Origin of the sequence: Paraburkholderia sp. CI2 (assembly GCF_014201055.1) — a bacterium.
GTDB classification, from domain to species: domain Bacteria; phylum Pseudomonadota; class Gammaproteobacteria; order Burkholderiales; family Burkholderiaceae; genus Paraburkholderia; species Paraburkholderia tuberum.
On the sequence record NZ_JACHDL010000014.1, the window covers coordinates 109,431 to 129,845 of the forward strand.

At 62.6% G+C, this 20,415-nt stretch carries 17 protein-coding genes and 2 pseudogenes; 10 read left to right on the top strand and 9 right to left on the bottom strand.

All coding sequences use genetic code 11. The features are described 5' to 3' along the window. Window positions 1–150: 150 nt before the first annotated feature. Both HDG32_RS20055 and HDG32_RS36505 read right to left on the bottom strand, forming a co-directional pair. Window positions 151–2,538 carry a PAS domain S-box protein gene (locus HDG32_RS20055; protein WP_184070109.1) on the bottom strand — a complete coding sequence of 796 codons (2,388 nt, stop codon included), beginning with the start codon at window positions 2,536–2,538 and terminating at the stop codon, window positions 151–153. A gap of 902 nt (window positions 2,539–3,440) precedes the next feature. Continuing rightward, a pseudogene (locus tag HDG32_RS36505) lies at window positions 3,441–3,671 on the bottom strand (filamentous hemagglutinin); the annotation flags it as partial. A gap of 450 nt (window positions 3,672–4,121) precedes the next feature. Here HDG32_RS36505 and HDG32_RS20060 point away from each other — a divergent pair. From HDG32_RS20060 to HDG32_RS20070, 3 genes are read left to right on the top strand one after another with little or no spacing between them, the layout of a single operon-like run. Continuing rightward, window positions 4,122–4,943 (top strand): ATP-binding cassette domain-containing protein, encoded by an 822-nt coding sequence (locus HDG32_RS20060; protein ID WP_221307813.1) that lies wholly within the window; start codon window positions 4,122–4,124, stop codon window positions 4,941–4,943. Continuing rightward, window positions 4,936–5,976: an ABC transporter permease gene (locus tag HDG32_RS20065; RefSeq protein ID WP_311540101.1), complete on the top strand. Its 1,041-nt coding sequence runs from the start codon at window positions 4,936–4,938 to the stop codon at window positions 5,974–5,976. The genes HDG32_RS20060 and HDG32_RS20065 overlap by 8 nt, the downstream gene beginning before the upstream one ends. A 29-nt stretch (window positions 5,977–6,005) precedes the next feature. Beyond that, window positions 6,006–7,010 carry a substrate-binding domain-containing protein gene (locus HDG32_RS20070; protein ID WP_184070111.1) on the top strand — a complete coding sequence of 335 codons (1,005 nt, stop codon included), beginning with the start codon at window positions 6,006–6,008 and terminating at the stop codon, window positions 7,008–7,010. A 50-nt stretch (window positions 7,011–7,060) separates the two neighbouring features. Here the strand turns inward: HDG32_RS20070 and HDG32_RS20075 are convergent, their stop codons facing one another. Then, the gene (locus HDG32_RS20075) at window positions 7,061–8,506 is read right to left on the bottom strand and encodes a DEAD/DEAH box helicase (protein WP_184070113.1); all 1,446 of its coding nucleotides are present in this window, start codon (window positions 8,504–8,506) and stop codon (window positions 7,061–7,063) included. A 92-nt stretch (window positions 8,507–8,598) separates the two neighbouring features. On the opposite strand from HDG32_RS20075, the gene HDG32_RS20080 reads away from it, so the two are divergent. From HDG32_RS20080 to HDG32_RS20090, 3 genes are all read left to right on the top strand, one after another. Then, window positions 8,599–9,207, top strand: a complete 609-nt coding sequence (locus HDG32_RS20080; protein ID WP_184070115.1) for a TetR/AcrR family transcriptional regulator — start codon at window positions 8,599–8,601, stop codon at window positions 9,205–9,207. Between the two features lie 109 nt (window positions 9,208–9,316). Further along, window positions 9,317–10,126: an oxidoreductase gene (locus tag HDG32_RS20085; RefSeq protein ID WP_184032694.1), complete on the top strand. Its 810-nt coding sequence runs from the start codon at window positions 9,317–9,319 to the stop codon at window positions 10,124–10,126. Between the two features lie 95 nt (window positions 10,127–10,221). Next, entirely contained in the window at window positions 10,222–11,223 is a 1,002-nt protein-coding gene (locus HDG32_RS20090; protein ID WP_184070117.1) for an NADP-dependent oxidoreductase, read from the top strand. 85 nt (window positions 11,224–11,308) lie between these two features. Here the strand turns inward: HDG32_RS20090 and HDG32_RS20095 are convergent, their stop codons facing one another. Further along, a complete protein-coding gene (locus tag HDG32_RS20095) occupies window positions 11,309–12,733 on the bottom strand; it encodes an MFS transporter (protein WP_184070119.1) in 1,425 nt (474 codons plus the stop codon). 60 nt (window positions 12,734–12,793) lie between these two features. Beyond that, window positions 12,794–13,966 (bottom strand): M20 aminoacylase family protein, encoded by a 1,173-nt coding sequence (locus HDG32_RS20100; RefSeq protein ID WP_184070121.1) that lies wholly within the window; start codon window positions 13,964–13,966, stop codon window positions 12,794–12,796. 170 nt (window positions 13,967–14,136) lie between these two features. Between HDG32_RS20100 and HDG32_RS20105 the strand changes: the two genes are divergently transcribed. After that, complete coding sequence (locus HDG32_RS20105; RefSeq protein WP_184070122.1) at window positions 14,137–15,087, top strand: LysR substrate-binding domain-containing protein; 951 nt, start codon at window positions 14,137–14,139, stop codon at window positions 15,085–15,087. A gap of 37 nt (window positions 15,088–15,124) precedes the next feature. Here HDG32_RS20105 and HDG32_RS20110 read toward each other — a convergent pair whose 3' ends face one another. After that, window positions 15,125–16,018: a LysR family transcriptional regulator ArgP gene (locus HDG32_RS20110; protein ID WP_184070124.1), complete on the bottom strand. Its 894-nt coding sequence runs from the start codon at window positions 16,016–16,018 to the stop codon at window positions 15,125–15,127. A gap of 117 nt (window positions 16,019–16,135) precedes the next feature. On the opposite strand from HDG32_RS20110, the gene HDG32_RS20115 reads away from it, so the two are divergent. The 3 genes from HDG32_RS20115 to HDG32_RS20130 all read left to right on the top strand — a co-directional run bounded on the left by HDG32_RS20115 (window position 16,136) and on the right by HDG32_RS20130 (window position 17,352). Beyond that, a complete protein-coding gene (locus tag HDG32_RS20115; RefSeq protein ID WP_184070126.1) occupies window positions 16,136–16,765 on the top strand; it encodes a LysE/ArgO family amino acid transporter in 630 nt (209 codons plus the stop codon). A gap of 203 nt (window positions 16,766–16,968) precedes the next feature. Further along, window positions 16,969–17,133 carry a hypothetical protein gene (locus HDG32_RS20125; RefSeq protein WP_184070128.1) on the top strand — a complete coding sequence of 55 codons (165 nt, stop codon included), beginning with the start codon at window positions 16,969–16,971 and terminating at the stop codon, window positions 17,131–17,133. A gap of 57 nt (window positions 17,134–17,190) precedes the next feature. Then, on the top strand, window positions 17,191–17,352 hold the full coding sequence (locus tag HDG32_RS20130) for a DUF1328 domain-containing protein (RefSeq protein ID WP_013089029.1): 162 nt from the start codon (window positions 17,191–17,193) through the stop codon (window positions 17,350–17,352). A gap of 249 nt (window positions 17,353–17,601) precedes the next feature. On the opposite strand, the pseudogene HDG32_RS20135 reads toward HDG32_RS20130, so the two are convergent. The 3 genes and pseudogenes from HDG32_RS20135 to HDG32_RS20145 all read right to left on the bottom strand — a co-directional run. After that, window positions 17,602–18,150: pseudogene (locus tag HDG32_RS20135) on the bottom strand (GNAT family N-acetyltransferase); the annotation flags it as partial. After that, a complete protein-coding gene (gene rfbC, locus HDG32_RS20140) occupies window positions 18,042–18,593 on the bottom strand; it encodes a dTDP-4-dehydrorhamnose 3,5-epimerase (RefSeq protein ID WP_184070130.1) in 552 nt (183 codons plus the stop codon). The pseudogene HDG32_RS20135 and the gene rfbC, both read right to left, overlap by 109 nt. Window positions 18,594–18,709: 116 nt before the next feature. After that, the gene (locus tag HDG32_RS20145; protein WP_184032677.1) at window positions 18,710–19,702 is read right to left on the bottom strand and encodes a GlxA family transcriptional regulator; all 993 of its coding nucleotides are present in this window, start codon (window positions 19,700–19,702) and stop codon (window positions 18,710–18,712) included. Window positions 19,703–20,415 lie beyond the last annotated feature (713 nt).

A 20,415-nucleotide genomic window follows, 5' to 3' on the forward strand; every position in this document is an offset into this window, starting at 1 on the left:
CGCTGCCTCGCTTCGGATCGGTCATCAAAATCGATCGAGCGGCTTTGGAATGCCCGGAAGGCCATTATTCAACGACTCATCTGTTCGCTGTCCTGATATCTGATCGGGAGCGGGCGCGAGGCCGTACGGCTGCCGGCGACTGCTTTGCCCTTACCCGTTTCTTCCTTGTTCAACCTGTCCGTGCATCGCCGCGATCAGCGCATGCAACTGTTCGATCGCGAATGGCTTGCGCAGCGACGTGCAATCGAATCCGACCTCCTCTGGCGTCGGAGCGTCGCGGCCGGAAGCAAAAACGATCCTGATGCCCGGATTGCGCTCGACGGCAGCTCTCGCCAGCTCGATACCCGACCGCCCCGGAAGGACGATGTCCGTGAGAAGCACATCGGTCTTCCCTGTCATCAATGCGCGCATTGCTGCTTCTGCATCGGCAGCCTGACGCACGTCATAGCCCAGGGTGGTCAGCAGTTCACTGATCGCCTCCCGCGCGCTTCTGTCATCGTCCACGACAAGGATTGCGAAGCTTTCTGGCGCGTGAGACGGCTCGGACGACGGCGAATCTGCCGACGGCGATGCGACCGGCGGGTGCACCTCGGCCGTGCCGGCCGGTCCCAGCATCCGGCGGATTTTCGATGCAAGCTGCTCCCGGCTGTACGGCTTGCTCAGCAGATGCACACCCGTGTCCAGCCGGCCGCCATGGACGATGGCATTCTGGGTATATCCCGATGTAAACAGGACCTTCAGATGCGGCAGCACCCTGGTCGCGAGTTTCGCGAGTTCGGTGCTGCGCATCGTGCCGGGCATCACCACGTCCGTGAACATCAGATCGATATGTATCCCGCTTTGCACGATCACGAGCGCGCTCTGGGCGTCGTCTGCCTTCAGTACGGTATAGCCAAACTGTCTGAGCGTTTCGACCACGGTTGCCTGAACGCGTCTGTCATCCTCAACGACCAGAATGGTTTCAGACCCGCCGGTGAGCGTCACCGGCTGTCTGGGTTCGAGGTCAACGGCTTTCTCCATCGAGCGGGGCAGATAGATCTTCACGGTTGTCCCGTGCCCGGGCTCGCTGTAGATCCTGACGTGACCTCCGCTTTGCTTGATAAACCCGTACGCCATGCTCAGGCCCAGGCCCGTGCCTTGCCCTTCCGGCTTGGTCGTGAAAAACGGCTCAAAAGCGCGCTCGAGGACATCGCGGGTCATCCCTGTTCCAGTGTCGGTGATGGCGAGCAGCACGTATTGCCCCTCGCGAACGTCAGCGGCCAGCGCGCTGTAGTGCTCGTCGAGCATGGCGTTCGACAGCTCCAGCGTCAGCTTGCCGCCTTCCGGCATGGCATCGCGCGCGTTGATGGCCAGGTTCAACACCACGTTCTCGAGGTGGTTCGGGTCGACCAGCGTGTTCCACAGCCCGCCGGCAATGACGGTTTCGACCTCAATCACTTCGCCCAGCGCCCGTCTGAGCAGGTCGTCCATGCTCCGCAGCATGACAGCCAGGTTCACGACAATGGGCTGCAACGCCTGACGGCGTCCGAACGCGAGCAGTTGAGAGGCCAGGTTGGCCCCGTGCTCGACCGCATCAATTGCCTTGTAGAGGCGCTCTCTTGTCCAGGCATCACGGCCATGGCGGCCTTCGAGCAATTCCAGATTGCCGCGTAACACCTGCAGCACATTGTTGAAATCGTGTGCGACGCCCCCCGTCAGTTTTCCAAGCGCCTCCATCTTCTGGGACTGAAGCAGCGCCGCGCGTGCCTTTTCCAGTTGCTCCTGAGCGGTCTTGCGCTCCGTCACGTCGCGGGTAATCTTGGCGAAGCCGACCAGCGTCCCTTCCTCGTCGCGGATTGCATCGATCACGATATTGGCCCAGAACCGGCTGCCGTCTTTCCTGACCCTCCAGCCCTCGGTCTCGAACCGCCCTTCCGTTGCGGCTGTATGCAGGCCGTGTTCCGGCAGACCCTGAGCCGCCTCTTCGGCTGTGTAGAACCGCCTGAAGTGCGTTCCGAGCACTTCGCTGGCCTCATAGCCCTTGATCCGCGCCGCGCCCAGATTCCAGTTAGTCACGTGGCCCTCGGGGGACAGCATGAAGATCGCGTAATCGGTTACCCCTTGCACCAGCAGCCGGAACCGCCGCTCGCTTTCGATCACGGCTTCATAGGCCATGCGTTTGTCGGTTGTGTCGCGCACAATCTTGCCAAAGCCGATGAAGGTGCCGTCAGCCGCATAAAGAGGCGTAATGAGAACGCTGGCCCAGAACTTCGTGCCGTCCTTGCGTACGCGCCAGCCTTCGGAATCATATTGGCCGTGCTCGCGCGCCGCGCGCAGCGCGGCGTCAGGAACACCGGCGTGCCGGTCGTCGTCCGTGTAAAAGACGGAGAAGTGCCGGCCAATGATTTCATCGGCCGCGTAGCCTTTGATGCGTCTCGCGCCGGGGTTCCAGCTGGCGACCTCGCCGTGCCCGGTCAGCCTGAAGATCGCGTACTCCGATACGTGCGCGATCAGCAGCGGCGGCCAACTTGATTCGATATCGTCCTCGTCGCCGTGCATTCGCCTCCCGTTGAGTATTAGCGGTCCGACATATCTTTCCAGGACTGCACACGAATCATCCCTCGAGCAGTACCCGGGGCGTTCCATACCACCTGCCATTGTGCCCTGGCCGGCGAGTGGCGAGGCAGGAGTGACCGGATAACGCTTTCGCAACGTAATGGCCAGGCGGACAAACCACTGAGCATTCGGAACTGCTCGATCGGCGGAGAACGGACAAGGCCTTCACAAACGGGTTCGGGGGCGAAACAGGAACGAAGCGTTTAGCTTCGCACACCATACGTCAGCCCAGGCTCGAATCTGCGAACCCGGCGCCATCTGTTTTGGCTGGGTAACCGAGATCTGGCTCTGCGCCGGATGTCCGGCGTCGACGACCGCGTTGAACTTCAACCGGTATGCGCAACGAAGCGCGTCATGCAGGTCAACGCCGTTTCTCCGCTAGCGATGACGGTCGTGCAATCCGGCTTTGTGTCGTTCGGTTGCGCCGCGCTCGCTCTGGGCGTCGCGAGATGGGCGCCTTTCGCTAGCGTTTGACCCGGGGAAAGGATATCTGTGCTTGCGGCAATCGGTGGTGGGGTGATCGTCCTTGCATCCGTGCTGGCATCGATTAAGGGTAAGGATCGGCGCGATCGGGATGTCGTCCCGGAATTCGAAGAGCCGAAACGGGTAGCCATCTAACGTACGAGCGCCGAGAGAGTTGGGCCTTGATGGTTCGAAAGTGGCGTTGGATGCAGAGGTTACGTTGATCTGTGGCTGACGCGATACGATCGATTGGACTGCCGAATGTCACCAGACGTAGCGATGCGCTCATCCCGCGTGCGATCATCAAGACCGATGGCTCGGATCGACCCACTGCGGTCTCAAGTCGTCTGCGCGATGGACAATTCCACCAACGTCGCGCCAGGCTAATGTTCCACTTGCCACCGCAGCACTGGATGCGTGGCGCCCGTCGGCATGACCCACACGCCGTTCGGCCCGAAGTCCCAGCCGACGAAGCTGGCCGGGTTGCTCATCTGGGCCGTGGTGAGCCCGTTGGATGCAGGTAGATTGCCGCCGCTCGACGCTTGCCCAGTACTCTGGACGTCCCAGTAAACGTCGCTGCCAAGACCACCGGAGCAGCCTGCGCAGATGCCGCCCATCACCAACCGGTTGCCGCTGGAGACGCTGCACCCCCCCCTTTTCCGCGTGGGGCGCGCAATGGCTGACGACGACCCGCAGAGCCGGCCTGAACCGCGTTAGTCGTAGCGTCTGAAGAATAGCCGCTGGCGTGGCGGATGCATGCCGATACCTCTGCTTTTTGCGCCTGTTTGACCGGGCGTTTGTGGCCGCTCGTCCTGTGGGGACCCTTCCGACGCGCTTCTTCTATCCCTCAGGTTGTGCGTTGTTCAAGTGCCCAGGACTAATATTTTCCCGATGAAATATAAGCGCTCTCGTAAGCGATTCTTGAACTGGACTCTAAGGCTTGCTAAATTTCAGGGACATTTCCAATGTAAGTTGATGCGGCGATCGATAAGCAAAGGGGAAAGATCTATGGCTGTCGTCGTTCACAACATCGCTGTGGGTCATTCGAGCTGGAGCGTGGCGTGATGCCGAACCAGGCAGCGCCCGGTACGTGCGCCTATCAGCATATCGTGCGCGCCCAAGGTATCAGCCTGTCCTACGGCAAGATACGGGCGCTGTCCGGCATCGATCTGGCCATTGGGCGGAACGAGATCGTCGGCCTGATCGGTGATAACGGCGCGGGTAAGTCGACGCTCATCAAGGTACTGACTGGTGTCGTGCGGCCGAGCACGGGCAAGCTGTTCATCCGGGACGAGGAGGTCGACTGGAACCGCTTTTCGGTGCGCGAGGCGCACCGACTGCGCTTCGAGACGGTCTATCAGGAAAAATCGCTGGGCGAGAAGCAGCCGCTGTGGCGTAATTTTTTTGTCGGCCGGCAGATCACCAACCGGTTCGGCTTCATCAAAGTTGCCGAACAGCGGCGCATTGCCAACGATATTTTGAAGCGCCAGCTCGGTTTCCGCGGCGTGGGGATCGACGCGGATTCGCTGATTGCGAAACTCTCCGGTGGCGAGCGCCAGGGCATCGCGATCGGACGGGCGATGTATTTCGACAGCGATCTGATCATTCTCGATGAACCCACGGTTGCGCTTGCCATTAGCGAGGTACGTAAGGTTCTCGACTTCGTACGGTCGATCAAGGAGTCCGGCCGCGCCTGCATCTACATCGAACATAACCTCGCCCATGTGCACGAGCTCGCCGATCGGCTCGTCGTGCTCGATCGTGGCCGGATCGTCGCGGATATGAAGTCGGGTGAGATGAGCCTCGAGGAACTCACCCGGTTCCTGATTTCGCTACAGCAGAGCGGGCACGGGCCGGCGCTGGCTGCGGGGCAAGGACGTGAGTGATCCGATAAAAGACGAACAGCCGGCGCGGCTGGTGCGTTTTCGCCTGCCGGATTTTGCACGCATCGAGGGAGTGCCGAGCCTGGTCGTGTTCGCGTTGGTGGTCGGCCTGTTCATGGCAACCGCACCGCGCGTCTTTTTAGGCTGGCCAATCTACTTCTCGTTCCTGACCACCGTGCCACCGCTGGCGGTGTTGGCGATCGGGCTCACTCTGGTGGTTGCGGCGGGGGAAATCGATCTGTCCTTCCCCTCCGTGATGGCATTCTCGGGCTTCCTGTTCGCCTGGTGCGTGAACACCACCGGATCAGCCTGGCTAGCCGTGATCGCGGCATTGGCGGGCGGCGCGCTGGTCGGCGTGGTGAACGGGGTGCTGGTCGCGGTGGTCGGTGTGCCTTCGATCATCGTGACAATCGGCACGCAGTTCCTCTGGGCTGGGGTTGCTTCGATCCTGTCCGGCGGGCTCTCCAATGCGCTACAGGAGCTCGCCAACGGTTCAGCCTATGCAGTATTCGCGGGCACGTTGTTCGGTGTGATCCCGATGCAAGCACTCTGGGCGCTCGGGCTCGCAGTGTTCATGTGGTTCATCCTCAATCGTCACCGTTTTGGCGAGCACCTGCTGTTCATCGGAGACAACCGAAACGTGGCGAAGGTCGTGGGCATCAATGTCGTGCGTGAGACGGTGAAATTGTTCACGCTGATGGGTGTGCTGGCCGGTTTCGCCACGGTGCTGCTCACGCTCGAGAATCTGAACTATTTTTCAACCCAGGGGCAGGGCTATCTGCTGCCGGCGCTGGCCGGCGTGTTCATCGGCGGAACCTCGGTGTTTGGTGGCACGGCGACGATCGTGGGTACCTTCTTCGGCACTTTCGTGATAGGCATGCTGGAGGCCGGAATCGTTGCGACAGGTATCGCCGGCTTCTGGGTACAGGCGATCGAAGGGGTGGTGTTCATCGTCGCCGTGACGCTGCATCTGTTGGTAGAGAATCCCGCCAAGCTGCGCGTGTTGCGCGAAAGATTCAGGCTTGGGGGGCGATAAAGCCGTTAAATCAGGAGAAAGGAGCAGAAATGATCAAGATCATGACGGGATCCCTCCTGGGGGCGAGTATTCTCGCGTTTGGCCTCGCGCAGACGGCCGGTGCCACTGAGCCGACCACGACGGGGCCGCTCGGCGCCGGTATGACAATGTATATGCAGATGGGCGGAAACCCTGGCGACGGCGCGACGCTGCCACGTCAGACCGGGGCTGCGGACGCGGGGCATGCCTTAGGCATCAAGGTGATCGAGCAGTTCTCGGCCTGGAGCCCAGAGACAATGCTTGCGCAGTTTCGCCAGGCGATGGCGGCGCATCCGACGTGCATCGGCATCATGGGCCATCCGGGCGATCCAGCCTTCGCGCCACTGATCAAGCAGGCGGTAGACCAGGGCATCATCGTTACCGTCGGCAACACACCGCTACCCGAGAACCAGAAACTTTACGACGCGAAGGGCTTCGGCTACGCCGGCGTCGAACTCTACGTAGGCGGGCAGATCACCGCGCAGGCGATGCTCAACGCTGGGATCAAGAAGGGCGACGAGGCGCTGGAATACGGTGTGTTCAACGAGAGTGTGCGCAGTCAGTCTGACCGTGGCCTTGCCGAAACGCTGGAGAAGGCCGGCGTAAAGGTGACCAGGCTCAATATCTCACCTCAGGTGGATTCCGATTCATCGCTCGCCGTGCCGATCCTGGTCGCCTTTATCCAGGCGCACCCTAATCTGAAGGCGATTGGGACTCAGCACGGCGGTGTAACCGGGTTCATTCCGCAGGCGCTCCAGCAGGCTGGCAAGAAGCCGGGGCAAATCATCATTGGTGGCATCGATCTGGCACCGGCCACGATTTCGGGGCTGCAGAGCAAATACATTACCGCGACGCTCGACCAGCAACTTTATCTGCAAGGCTTCCTGCCGGTCACGCAATGCGTGCTCTCGGCTGCTTATCATTTCGCGGGACTGACCATCAACACCGGCGCTGGCGTCCAAACACCTGCGACGATCGACTCGCTCATTCCGTTGATCAAACGCGGAATCCGCTAAGGTCGGACGATGTGAGATGGAATGGCGTGTGTGTTGCCGTCACACACGGATCAGGGTTGGCGTTTGCCGCGACCACCAGCGGGTTTGCCAGCCGGCTTACGTGAACCCGCAGCTGGCTTGCTGGCCGGTTTGCTGCGTGGCTTTTGCACGCTGAATGGGCTACCGCTGGACAAGCTTGTGCCTTTACCCGCGGCCACAGCGCGTTGCGCTGCAGGCTTGCGTTTGTTTTCGCCACTTTGCGGGCGCGGTTTTTGGCTGAGCACCTGCATGGCGCCCGGCGCAGCTTGCGGCACTTTGGGCTTCTTGGGCTTTTTGGGTTTCTTGATGATCTGGCCCGTCGCGCTAGTTTGCGGCACGCGGTGTTCGGCTTCAAAACCCGGCTCTTCTTCACGGGGCAGCGTTTGCCGGATCAGCGCTTCAATCGCGGCCAGTTGCGGGGCTTCATCGGCGCACACAAGGGACACCGCCACGCCGCTGGCGCCCGCTCGGCCGGTACGGCCGATACGGTGCACGTAGTCTTGCGCCACGATCGGCAGATCAACGTTGATCACCAGCGGCAGATCGTCGATATCCAGCCCGCGCGCAGCCACATCGGTAGCTACCAGCATATGTACTTCGCCCGTCTTGAAGCGCTCCAGCGCACGCAGGCGCGCGGGTTGCGGTTTGTCGCCGTGGATGGTGTCGACCGCATAGCCCGCTTCATCCAGCATGGCCGCCAGGTAATCCACGCCATTGCGGGTTTTGACGAACACCAGCGCGTGCTGCCAGTCGTTCTCAGCCACAAGGTGCATGAAAAGGTCGGGCTTGTTCTTTTTATCCACCGGCACCACCCACTGCTTGATCTTGCTGGCCGTGGCATTGGGCGGGCTGACGCTGATATTGACCGGGCCGCGCAGAATGCCCGCCGCCATGGCGCGGATATCATCGGTAAACGTGGCAGAGAACAGCAGGGTCTGGCGCTGAGCGGGCAAGGCAGCAAAGACGGCGTTGAGTTCGCGCGCAAAGCCCAGATCCAGCATGCGGTCGGCTTCATCCAGCACCAGCGTTTGTACCTGATCAAACTGCACTGCGTTCTGGCGATGGAGATCTAGCAAACGGCCCGGCGTGGCGACGAGCACATCCACGCCTTTGCGCAACTTCATCATCTGCGGGTTGATACTCACACCGCCGTAGGCGGCCAGAAATCGTAAGTCGAGGCCTTTGCCGTAAGCGATAAAGCTTTGCAGCACCTGTTCGGCCAGTTCACGCGTGGGCACCAGCACCAGAACACGCGCGCGGTTGCTGGACACCGCCGGGCCCTGTTGCACCAGCCGTTGCAACAGCGGCAGCGCAAAACCCGCCGTTTTGCCCGTGCCGGTCTGTGCCGCAGCCATGACGTCCTTGCCACTGAGCACAGCAGGAATCGCCTTGGCCTGCACCGGCGTAGGTGTCTGGTAATTGAGGTCCTGCACATTGCGCAGCAAGGGATCGATCAGGCCAAGCGAGGCAAAAGACATTGGCGTATTCCGGGCTAAAGCCGCAATTCTAGCGGTTACCGCCTGAACCGTCGGTCTCTGGATGGCCCCTGCAAATCCCGCCGGAATGATATATGATGGTCATCATGAAAAATCCATCCATCACCCGGAAGCCAGCCAGCCGCAAGGAAATCACGCACGAGCGCATCGTCGAGGTCGCCGCACGCGCGATTCGGCGAAGCGGCTACGCCGGCACGGGCGTGGCTGACATCATGAAGGAGGCAGGTCTGACGCATGGCGGCTTCTATGCCCATTTCCCGTCGCGCGAGGTGCTGCTTGCCGAAGCCGCTGACCGCGCCGGAGCTGAATCCGTGGCGCTGTCGGAGCGTATCGCCGCGTCCGTGCCGCCGGAACAGGCGTTGCCGGCGATGATGCGCGCCTATCTGTCGAAGGAGCATTGCGAGAGCATCGAGACAGGTTGCCCGATCTCTGCCCTCGGCTCGGAGATGCCGCGCCAGGCGCCGGCCGTACGGCGCGCGGCCACCCGCCGCATCAAGGAGATGATCGATGTCGTTGCGCGCCAATTGCCCGATTGGGGTCAGCCAGGCGGGCACGAACAGGCGCTTTTGATGGTCGCCACAATGGTTGGCACGATGGTGATGGCGCGTGCCGTCGACGACCCCAAACTATCGGAGAGTTTTCTTGAAGCGGCATTGAAAAAACTCGCACCGACTGATGCGTAAATACGCCGGCCCTGTGCCGGTTTTCGTTGGACCACAAATATGACTGCCATCATATTCGAGTGAAACGAACGCTCAACCAACCACGCAAAGACATCTTGGGAAGAACATCATGCAAACCAAAATAGCGCTCGTGACGGGCGCCTCGTCAGGAATCGGCGAAGCCACGGCAAAGCGGCTTGCGAAGGCCGGATACAAGGTCTACGGCACCAGTCGGCGCGGCCAACGAGCCGGCCAACAGTCGTTCGACATGCTGCCGCTCGATGTGACCAGCGATGCATCCGTTGCAGCCGCCGTCAGCGAAGTGCTGCGCCTGCAGGGCCGCATCGACCTGCTGGTGAACAATGCCGGTTTCGGCGTCGCCCCTGCCGCCGCGGAAGAGAGTTCGATCGACCAGGCACGCACGATCTTCGATACGAACTTCTTCGGGATCATCCGCATGACGCGTGCTGTCGTGCCTCATATGCGGCGTCAACGCAGCGGCCGCATCATCAACATCGGTTCCGTGCTCGGTTTTCTGCCAATGCCCTATATGGCGCTGTATTCCGCCACCAAGCACGCGGTGGCAGGTTATTCGGAGTCGCTCGACCATGAGTTGCGTACGCTGGGCATCCGCGTATCGGTCATTGAACCTGCCTACATCAAGACGCCTTTCGACGCGAACTTCATCGCGCCCGACGCCCCTCTCGACGAATACCGCGAGGTGCGCTCGGCCGTGGACAAGCGAGTGAAGGAAGTGGTCGAGGGCGCCGACGGTCCCGAGGTCGTGGCCGAAACCGTACTGCAGGCCGCCATCGCGGCTCGTCCGAAACTCCGCTATACCGCTGGCGGACTCGCCGCCCGTCTGCGATTGCTGCGCAGATTTGCGCCCGCTGGACTGGTGGACGCCGGTATCCGCAAAGATCTGCGGCTGGCAACGTAGACGACGTGACTGTCTCCTCCCTGTTCAAAGGCTCTGCATCCGTGCTACTGCCAGCGAAACAACCAGACTTAACGAGCAACTGACAAGGAACCATGATGCAAGCATTCGTCGTCGATCGATATGGACGCAAGAATGGCTTACGATCCGACGATATGCCGGTTCCAGAGCCGCGCGAGGACGACGTATTGATCCAGATCCACGCCGCGGGCGTGAACCCGCTCGATGCCAAAATCAGAGACGGAGAGTTCAAGCTCATTTTGCCCTATCGTTTGCCGCTGATTTTGGGCAACGATCTGGCAGGGGTTGTCGTGCGCGTCGGCTCGCGCGTGCGGCGATTCAATCCCGGCGACGAGGTCTACGCGCGCCCGCACAAGGATCGCATCGGCACTTTCGCGGAATTCATTGCGGTCAAAGAGGATGGCGTGGCCCTCAAGCCGACAGCGCTCACGATGGAGGAAGCGGCTTCAATCCCGCTGGTGGGATTGACCGCCTGGCAGGCGCTGATCGAAAAAGGGCAATTGAAGAAAGGGCAGAAAGTGCTGATACAAGCCGGCTCGGGCGGTGTCGGCAGCTTCGCCATTCAACTGGCGAAGCATGTGGGCGCGACCGTCGCGACAACAGCGAGCGCGCGGAATATCGAACTGGTGAAGCAACTCGGCGCGGATATCGTCATCGATTACAGGAAAGACGACTTTGCGACCATCCTGAAGGACTACGACCTGGTACTGGATACGCAAGGCGGCAATGCGCTCGAGAAGTCGCTGCGTGTGCTCAAGGCCGGCGGCAAGCTCATCGGGATCGCCGGTCCGCCTGATGCCGAATTTGCGAAAGAGATCGGTGCGTCGTGGTTCCTGAAAACGGTGATGCGCTTTCTGAGTTATCGCATCAGGAAGGCCGCGAAACGTCATGACGTCAGCTATACATTTCTCTTTATGCGGGCCAGCGGAGAACAGCTCAGCCGGATTGCCGCACTGATCGACGCGCGAGCGATACGACCCGTCATCGATCGGGTCTTTCCGTTTGAGTCGACCCAGGAGGCTTTGGCTTATGTCGAAACCGGACGTACCAAGGGTAAGGTTGTCATCAAGATCCGATAGTCAGCGTGAAGCAGGGCAAATGGCAAAAGAGGCGCGATCGAAAAGATCGCGCCTCTTTTTGCAGCGGACCCCGATCGCCATCACGTCAATCGATCGCCCTACCCGCGGTCTCTCGCATGAACGGCAACGGCAGCAACGACACGACGCTGCAACCGATCAGATACCACGCCGGCGCGAGATTGCTGCCCGAAATCTGGATCAGCCAGGTCGCGAAAAACTGCGCGAAGCCGCCGAAGATCGACACGCCGAGGCAGTACACGATCGACATGCCGGTCGCGCGGATCGCGCGCGGAAACAGCTCGGGCAGCATCACGATATTGGGCACCGCGGTGAACGTGACGAGCAGCGCGAGGCCCGCGACCACCGCAAGCAGCACCGGCACCGTCGGCGACGCGTTGATCGTCATGAAGGCCGGGTAGACGGCGAGAATCAGCAGCACGCGCGATACCCACAGCACGCGCTTGCGGCCGACCCGATCCGACAGCGCGCCCGCGAACGGCGAGCAGATCACCGTGACCACCGCACCGGTCCACGCGGCCCACAGCGCGGTCGCCATCGGCAGATGCAGGATGCGGATCGCGTACGTCGACAGGTAGAACAGCACGATGTAGTTCGCCGCGGTGCCGCCGATCGTCGTCAGCACGCCGGTCGTGATCGAGCGCGCGTGGTCGCGGAACAGGTCGCGCACAGGTAGCGCCGGAACTTGCGCAGCGGGCTTCGCAACGGTATCCGAAGCAGCCTGCGCAACAGCGCCGCCAGACGCTGCCGTGCCATCTTCAACACCCGGCAGCGTCTCGTCGAGATGCCGCCGGATATAGATGCCGACCGGCCCCATCGCCATGCCGATCACGAACGGCACGCGCCAGCCCCAGCTTTCGAGCGCGGCCGGCGACAGCGTCGCGGCCAGGGCAACGCCGAGGAGCGAGCCCACCACCGTGTTCATCCCCTGGCTCACGAACTGCCAGCTGCCGTAGAAGCCGCGCGTGCGATCGCTGCCGTATTCGAGCAGCAGCGCCGTCGATGCGCCCACCTCGCCGCCCAGCGCGAAACCCTGGATCAGCCGCGCGAGAATCACGAGCAGCGGCGCCGCGACGCCGATCGCCGCATAGGTCGGCGCGAACGCGATGATCGCGGAACCGAGCGTCATCAGCCACAGCGTCACGCTCATCGCGGCCTTGCGTCCGGCGCGGTCCGCGTAGCCCCCCAGCACGATGCCGCCCACAGGCCGCATGATGAAGCCGACGCCGAACGTGCCGACCGCGAGCATTAGCTGCACGAGCTGACCTTCGACCGGGAAATACAGCTTGCCGATGATCGTCGCGAAGAAGCTGTAAATCGTGAAGTCGAAAAACTCGAGGCCGTTGCCGAGCGTGATCGCGGCGATCGCCTGCGCGTGGCCGACGCGCTTTTGAGGTTCATCGGCGAGGCGCTGCGCATCGAGCGCATCGAGCGCATCGAGCGCATCGAGCCCATTGGCGCTCGCGGACCGCTGTGTGGCTGAATAGTCCATCTGTGTCTCCGTCATTATCTTGTGGCTGCTACGGCAAGGCGCTCGCGCGCCGCCGCCGCGTCAAACGAGGAACGTCTGCGCGAGCTTGACCCAGTAGGCCGCGCCGGTCGCGAGGCAAGCGTCGTTGAAGTCGTAGCCGGGGTTGTGGACCATGCAGCCGCCCTCGCCGTCGCCATTGCCGATGATCAGATAGCTGCCCGCGCAGCGTTCGAGCAGGAACGCGAAGTCCTCGCTGCCGGTCAGCGGTTGCATGTCGTGAATCAGCCCGTCGACGCCCAGCCAGTCGAGCGCGACCTGGCGCGCGAGCGCGGTCATGGCCGCATCGTTGACGAGCACCGGGTAGCGGCGCTGATAGTCGACCTCGGCACGCGCGCCGAACACGGCCGCCTGCCCGGTCGCGACTTCGGTGATGCGCTGCTGCAGATGGTCACGCACCTCGGGCCGCAGCGCGCGCACCGACAGGCGCATCTCGGCGGTTTCGGGGATCACGTTCGGCGCTTCGCCCGCGTGAATCGCGCCGACCGTGATGATCGACATATCGAGCGGCGCGATGTTGCGCGACACGATCGACTGCAGCGCGAGCACGATCTGCGCGCACACGACGACCGGATCGACCGCCTTGTGCGGCACCGCGCCATGGCCGCCGCGGCCGATCACCTTGATGATCACCGTATCCGACGACGCCATGAACGACCCCGGCATGAAGCCCAGCTTGGCCGTAGGAAAGCCCGGCATGTTGTGCATCGCGAACACGGCGTCGCAGGGAAACTGTTCGAACAGGCCGTCGTCGAGCATTTTCCTGGCGCCGGCGAGCCCTTCCTCGGCCGGCTGGAAGATCAGATTCAGCGTGCCGTCGAAGCTTTTTTCGCGCGCCAGATGCCTGGCGGCGGCGAGCAGCATCGCCGTATGGCCGTCGTGACCGCATGCGTGCATCTTGCCGGGCAGCTTGCTCGCGTACGGCAGGCCCGTGGTTTCGTGGATCGGCAGCGCGTCCATATCAGCGCGCAGGCCGAGCCGGCGGGTGCCGTGGCCGAGCTTCAGTTGCCCGACCACGCCGGTCTGCCCCAAGCCGCGATGGACGCTGTAGCCCCACTCCCGCAGGCGGTCGGCGACCAGATCGCCGGTTGCGAACTCCTCGTAGGCCAGCTCCGGATGCGCGTGGATGCTGCGTCGCAGCGCGATCATTTCCTGTTCGACTTCGGCGATGCCCGCCGGAATGACCATCGTGTCCATACCATCTCCTGTCGATCGGACCTGGCGCTTCAGCGCTTGGTCCGATCCCATGCAACTGGTTGCGCCCCTGTCAGCGTGAACCCAGCATAGCGGCGCCGAGATTCGGGCGGCAGGCGTAAAATCGTTGCGGGTGCCAACCCATGGTTGCCCCTTTCACGCATCTCATTCGAATGAAACTGCATCAGCTCAATACCTTGGCGGCGATCGCCGATACCGGAAGTATCCGGGCGGCCGCGCGCTCGCTGGGGCTTTCCCCGGCCGCCGTGACCAAGGCGATGCGCGAGCTCGAAGCCGATCTGCACGCGCCGCTCGTCGTGCGCAGCGCGAGCGGTGTCGCGTTCACCGAGTTCGGCCGTGCGCTCGTCGTGCATGCGCGGCTCGTGCTCGGCCAGTTGCAGCGCGCGCAAGCCGAGATCGAGGCGTTGCGCGGAGCCGCCGCCGGCAAGCTGTCGATCGGCGTCACGCCGTGGGTCGCGCTGACTTTTCTGCCGCCTGCCGTGCGGCGTTTTCGCGAGCGGATGCCGGAGGTGCAACTGGAATTTTTCGAAGGCCTGCTCGCGGTCGTGCAGCCGCGTCTGCGCGACGGCAGCCTCGATTTTTCGATCGGTCGGCCGCCGCCCGCGTCGCCGCAGTCGGAGTTTCAGAACGCGCCGCTCTTTTCGACGCATGCGGCGGTGGTCGCGCGGCGCGAGCATCCGAAGGCCGGCTGCCGCACGCTGCTCGACCTTCAAGACGCGGAATGGATACTGAACTGGGACCCGGCGAGCCGCGAGTCGATGTCGAACAATCTGTTCGTCAAGCGCGGCATGCCGGTGCCGCACACGATCGTGCTCGCGCATTCGCTCGCGATCGTGCTGGGCCTGCTCGCGCACACGGACATGGTCAGCATCTTTCCGTGGCCGCTCGTCGAGGCGATACGCGCGAAGGAAAACCTGTGGGCGCTGCCGCTGCGTGAAACGCTGGACGAAACCGTCATCAGCATCACGTCGCGGCGTGGCGCGCCCACGAGCCCGGCGGCCGCCTGCTTTCTCGACTGCCTGCGCGAGACGATCGACGAAGGCGCGCGCTCGCAGGACCCGGAACAGCGCCGCCTGTTTCATTCGATCGAGCTGTTGCTATAGCAAGTGCCGCATTTCTGCATGCGGCACCGCCGCGTAGTCAATCGAGAAACTCGCCCGCCCGCTTTCTGAGCATCGCGCTGAAATCGTCGAGCCAGCCGATCGACAGACGCCAGCTCTGCCAGTACAGATCGACGTCGATATGCTTGCCCGTCGCGATCTCGACCAGTTCGCCGCGCTGCAGATGCCCCGCGATCATCCGCTCGGGACACATGCCCCAGCCGAGGCTCATCACGCACGCGCGCAAAAAACCGGCGACGTGCGGAATCCAGTGCAGCGGCGGATCGAGCTCCGCGCGCGTAATGCGCCGCATGAAGCGCTTTTGCAGCTGATCCTTTGGATTGAAGTCGACGCACGGCGTGCGCCGCAGGCTGTCGCGCGTGACGCCGTCGGCGAAATAGCGCGCGAAAAACGCCGGCGAGCACACCGCCAGGTATCGCATGCGGCCGAGGCGCGTCGAGCGACAGCCCTGCACCGGTTCGGCCTGCGTCGTGATCGCGCCCTGCACGCTGCCGTCGCGAATGCGCTGCGCGGTGTAGTCCTGGTCGTCGATCACGAGGTCGAGCAGCATTTCGCGTTCGACGCAGAACGGCGCGACCGCGTCGATGAACCAGGTGCCGACGCTGTCGTCGTTGACCGCGACGCGCAGTGCCGGCCACTGCTCGACGAGCGCGCCGGGCAATGCCGGCAGGCGGCCGTTCAGCTCCGCTTCGAGCAGTTGCACGCGTTCGGTATGGCGGCATAGCAGCGCGCCCGAGGTGGTCGCGACGCACGGCTGCCCGCGCTTCACGAGCACGCTGCCGACGCGCTCCTCGAGCAGCTTGACCCGCTGCGACACCGCGGACGGCGTGATATTGAGCTCGCTCGCGGCACGGTCGAACGAGCCGTGGCGGACCACGGCGGCCAGCGCGTCGAGCAAGGCGTAGTCGAGCATTAGCGTTCCTTAATCGGCATTAAGCAAATTAGCTTCTCTTATGAGATGCCAACCCGCAGACTAGCGCTGTTGGATTTGCCCGTCTATCCCCGCTGCTTTCCTTTTTCCGGACCATTTATGAACTGGTTGTCTTTTTCCCATGGCGCGGCGCTGTGCGCGTCGCTGATCGTCACGATCGGCGCGCAGAACGCGTTCGTGCTGCGGCAGGGCATCATGCGCTCGCATGTCGGCAAGATCGTGCTGTTGTGTACGTTGTCCGATTTCATTCTGATCGGCGCGGGCGTCGGCGGCGCCGCGGTGCTGATGGAGCGTTTCCCGCGCTTCGTGCACGCGATGCTCTATGTTGGGCTCGCGTATCTCGCCTGGTTCGGCATCAGCGCGCTGCGCCGCGCGGTGCGGCCAGGACACGCGGTGCTCGATGGCTCGGCCGGCGCGTCCCGCGATCAGGCGCCGCCTGCGCAACGCGCGCTGCCGACCATCCTGATGACGCTTGCGTTCACGTGGCTCAATCCGCACGTCTATCTGGACACGTTCCTGTTGATCGGTACGGCCGGCGCGCGTGAGCCGGAAGGCGCGCGGGTCGCCTTCGCGCTCGGCGCGATGACCGTCAGCGCGGTGTGGTTCGTCGCGCTCGGCTATGGCGCTCGCATGCTCGCGCCGCTGTTTCGCCGCGCAACCGCGTGGCGCGTGCTGGATGGCGCGATCGGCAGCATGGTGTTGCTGCTCGCGTTCACGCAATTGCGTTGAGCGTTCGACGCGGGCCTTATTTCAGCGCCGATTCTTGCGGCTCGCCTCGCTCGGCGGGCGCATCGGCTTCGTCGCGCGGCACGAGGTTCATCAGCCGCGCGAGCACCGGACACTTCAGCAGCGACTGCTGGTAAGCCTCCTTCGCCTGGGCATCGAAATAGCGCCCCGTCTCGACCTCCGGCAGACGCAGCGCGAGGCCGCCGATGTCGTCGACGGGCCAGCCGCCGCGCGCGGCGGACCGCTGCCCTTGGCGGGCGGCGCTCGTCGGCTATCTGATCGTGAATCGCTGGAACGTCGGCGGCAATCAAGCGATGGCACATCTATTGCTGAAATCCGCTCGCCGGCATCTCACCCGTGAAGCCGCGTGACGTACGCAACGGGGCGCCGTTCAAACGTCATTTCAACAATCCACCGGTGGAGGCACCATGCTTCGATACGCTGTGATTTTCTTCATCATCGCCATCATCGCCGCAGTGTTCGGCTTTGGAGGCATTGCCGCGGGCGCAACCGAAATCGCCAAGGTGTTGTTCTTCATCTTCCTGGTGATCTTCCTCGTCACCCTGCTGATGGGCGTGATCCGACGCTGACGGCTGCATACAGCGTTCGGTGAATTCACGCCTCGCCCGATGCGAACTGGCCACGCTGCGTGGGTACCGCGTTGAGGATTGCGCGGCCGCTGGCGCCGTTGCAATACTTGCCGCAGCATATTGCAATAGTTGCCGAAGCATCGGGCGCTTCAACTCTGCTTTCCTTCCGCTTCTTTTCTCCGTATGCCAGAGGCGTATGCGGCATCGCTTCAGGCCGCATACGCGATCTGCGGCGTCATGGAACGCGATCTGCTGCGTGGCCGGTTGCGGCGTATCGAGTGCGAGTTGCACATAGCCACGCCTCGCGGCCCAATGTTCGGCGAACGCGATCAGTAACGTGCCGACGCCGCGCGTCTGCCATGCGGGATCGACCGCGAACTGACGCAGGCTCGCGACATCGCCGCGCCGGTATAGCTCGCACGATGCTTCGCCATCCGAAGCATAAAGCGTCATCGTGCCGACGATGTGTCCTTCATACACCGCGACATGGCAATCGCCACACAGCACACGGCCGCGGGTCGTCTCGATGGTTTGATCCACGCACGTGCAATTGAGCCCCTGCGCGCCGAGCGGCGCAAACGCGCGACCCACATAGCGGACCGGAACGGATTGCGGATGGCTTGCGCGACGCTTCACGTTGAGCACCTCGTACTGACTGGATGCCCGACGTGTAGGGTTGGCCCTGTCGTTCACGAGATGTTTTCGGCCTCGTACAGACGACGGCCCGCCGCATCCTTGCTGCCGAGGATGGGCTGAAAGTCGATCGGCCACTCGATGCCGATGTCGGGATCGGACCACAGCAGGCAGCGCTCGAGCTCGGGGAACCAGTACTCGGTGGTCTTCCACATGCATTCGGCGACATCGGACAGCACGACGAAGCCGTGCGCGAAACCGGGCGGCACCCAGATCTGCCGATGATTGGCTTCGCTCAGATACTCGCCGCTCCATTTGCCGAAGTTCGGCGAGTTCAGGCGCACGTCGACCGAGACGTCGAAGATCTCGCCGCGCACGACGCGCAGCAGCCGCCCCTGGGGACGCTGCACCTGATAGTGCAAGCCGCGCAGCACGCCATGCACGGCGCGCAGATGGCGGTCCTGCACGAAGTTGAAACCTTGCGCGACGTCGTCCGAAAACTCGTCCGCGCTGAAACTCTCGAAGCAGAAGCCGAACTCGTCGATGAACACTTCCGGCTCGATGAGTTTCACCTCCGGCAATGCCGTCGCCATGACCCTGTTGCCCATCGCCACTGTGCTCGTAAAAAGGCTGGCCAGCGAACATACGGCCGCTCTCGCGACCGCGTCCGACAGACGAGGCGCGCCCGCAACGCGGGCGCCCTATCGCATGCTAAAGATACATGCTACGCCTCAGTGGCCGCCCTGCTGCGAGCGCGATACTCGGTTGGCGACAAAGCCATACGCTTGCGGAAAATTTTCGCGAGACGATCGCCGTTGCCGGTGCCGCTGCGACGCGCGATCTTGTCGACCGGCAATTCGGTCTCGGTCAGGAAGTTGCACGCGATACGCAGCCGCACCTGCAGCAGGTAGTCCGACGGCGTGATCTGCATCTCGTGCTTGAAACGGCGCAGGAAATTGCGCTCGCTCATTGCGGCGACCTGCGCGGCATCGGCGACCGATACCGGACGGTCGCAGTTGGCCTCCATCCAGCGCGCGGCCGCGCGAATCTTTTCGGCGACGCTCAGCGTGCCGCCCTCGGCCGGCAGCGGCACCCACGTCGCAGCCATGCCGGGCATCACGCGATCGGCGACGCTGCGCGCAAGCTCGGCGCCCAGGTCGCGCTTGATGAACATCAGCGCGCTGCGGGCGCAGTCGTGACGGTCGTTGGCCGCGCTGAACGCGCCTTCGCTGGCGCTCGCGCCCGGATAGCGGCTCATCAGGCCGTCATGCTCGGTCGGGCCGGCCGCTTCGAGCACGAGGCGCCCCTCGCCGATCGTTTCGATCGCGCGTGTGCGCGATTGCACGGCGCGCAGCCAGTTCAGCAGGCGTTCGTCGCGCGCGGCCACGTGGGCGCCGTAGCCGCCAGCGATGAACAGCGCGTCGAAACCGCCGCCAAAGCGCGTGTCGATGCGGTCAGTCCAGATGCGCGCCGACGACGAACTGGCGACATTGCCGCCGTCCATCGACAGGAACTGCACTTCGTAGGGCGGATCTTCGCCCGCTCGCGTGCCCGCGAACTCATTGGCGGTCTGGAACATTTCCACGACGGTACCGGGGCCGAGCAGCCAGAAGCCGTCGAACAGCAAAATGCCGATTCGCCGCGCTGCAGTACGGACGTTCAAAGCGGGCGTGTGTAGCCACGTAATTCTCGTTGTATCAAGGTGCATGTGCGGCATGATCTTCCCCAAACGGTCATACGTTGCGGACCCCGATTTGCCCCGCCATCAGACGGAACGAGAGAATGCGTTATTACGGCGAAAAAGCAGACTCACGCCGCATAAAGGATTAAGCGTGATGTTAGCGGAATGGATCGCTATAGTAAATTTGAAAAACAAATCTCATCACGACAGCCCATGTCTGAGGAAAAGCGGTTATTGAGCAATTGATATGAGCGCGTGACAGGCCGGGCAACTATGCAAGCCGCGCGAAGAGCTTGAGGAGATCTTACCGCAAAGCCTTGATGGACGGCACTCTCGCGCATTCGGACAAAGTTGCCGATAATGCGAAGCCCGGCCATTGCGCGTTACCGAGTACGTTTCTTGCGCGGTTCAAAAATGTTTCAATTGTGAACTGCTTATCGCCCTATTATGTCCGGGCAATTCGGTAGTTTATTCGCAAAGCGTAAATTTATTGCCCGCGGCATTAGGCATTTCCGTGGCATTCGCTCCGCACCACAAATTAATATCCAAATGCTGATTTATCGGGGGTTCTAAAAATGTTTCTATTTTGAAACATCGCTGGGCTCTTTCGTATGATTTAAATGCGCGCATGCGCCGCATTGATCGAACCTCGGATGATTGGATGCAGCGCAGCAATCATGTGTGGCGGACACGCGACGAAGCGCCGGCCGTTGCAACCTGCGAAGTTGCAACGGCATACCTGATGCGCG

Coding starts and splice junctions, on each gene's coding strand:
- HDG32_RS20055 (WP_184070109.1), bottom strand. CDS start 2,538: ATGCACGGCGACGAGGACGATATCGAATCAAGTTGGCCGCCGCTGCTG.
- HDG32_RS20060 (WP_221307813.1), top strand. CDS start 4,122: ATGCCGAACCAGGCAGCGCCCGGTACGTGCGCCTATCAGCATATCGTG.
- HDG32_RS20070 (WP_184070111.1), top strand. CDS start 6,006: ATGATCAAGATCATGACGGGATCCCTCCTGGGGGCGAGTATTCTCGCG.
- HDG32_RS20075 (WP_184070113.1), bottom strand. CDS start 8,506: ATGTCTTTTGCCTCGCTTGGCCTGATCGATCCCTTGCTGCGCAATGTG.
- HDG32_RS20080 (WP_184070115.1), top strand. CDS start 8,599: ATGATGGTCATCATGAAAAATCCATCCATCACCCGGAAGCCAGCCAGC.
- HDG32_RS20085 (WP_184032694.1), top strand. CDS start 9,317: ATGCAAACCAAAATAGCGCTCGTGACGGGCGCCTCGTCAGGAATCGGC.
- HDG32_RS20090 (WP_184070117.1), top strand. CDS start 10,222: ATGCAAGCATTCGTCGTCGATCGATATGGACGCAAGAATGGCTTACGA.
- HDG32_RS20095 (WP_184070119.1), bottom strand. CDS start 12,733: ATGGACTATTCAGCCACACAGCGGTCCGCGAGCGCCAATGGGCTCGAT.
- HDG32_RS20100 (WP_184070121.1), bottom strand. CDS start 13,966: ATGGACACGATGGTCATTCCGGCGGGCATCGCCGAAGTCGAACAGGAA.
- HDG32_RS20105 (WP_184070122.1), top strand. CDS start 14,137: ATGAAACTGCATCAGCTCAATACCTTGGCGGCGATCGCCGATACCGGA.
- HDG32_RS20110 (WP_184070124.1), bottom strand. CDS start 16,018: ATGCTCGACTACGCCTTGCTCGACGCGCTGGCCGCCGTGGTCCGCCAC.
- HDG32_RS20115 (WP_184070126.1), top strand. CDS start 16,136: ATGAACTGGTTGTCTTTTTCCCATGGCGCGGCGCTGTGCGCGTCGCTG.
- HDG32_RS20125 (WP_184070128.1), top strand. CDS start 16,969: ATGTCGTCGACGGGCCAGCCGCCGCGCGCGGCGGACCGCTGCCCTTGG.
- HDG32_RS20130 (WP_013089029.1), top strand. CDS start 17,191: ATGCTTCGATACGCTGTGATTTTCTTCATCATCGCCATCATCGCCGCA.
- rfbC (WP_184070130.1), bottom strand. CDS start 18,593: ATGGGCAACAGGGTCATGGCGACGGCATTGCCGGAGGTGAAACTCATC.
- HDG32_RS20145 (WP_184032677.1), bottom strand. CDS start 19,702: ATGCCGCACATGCACCTTGATACAACGAGAATTACGTGGCTACACACG.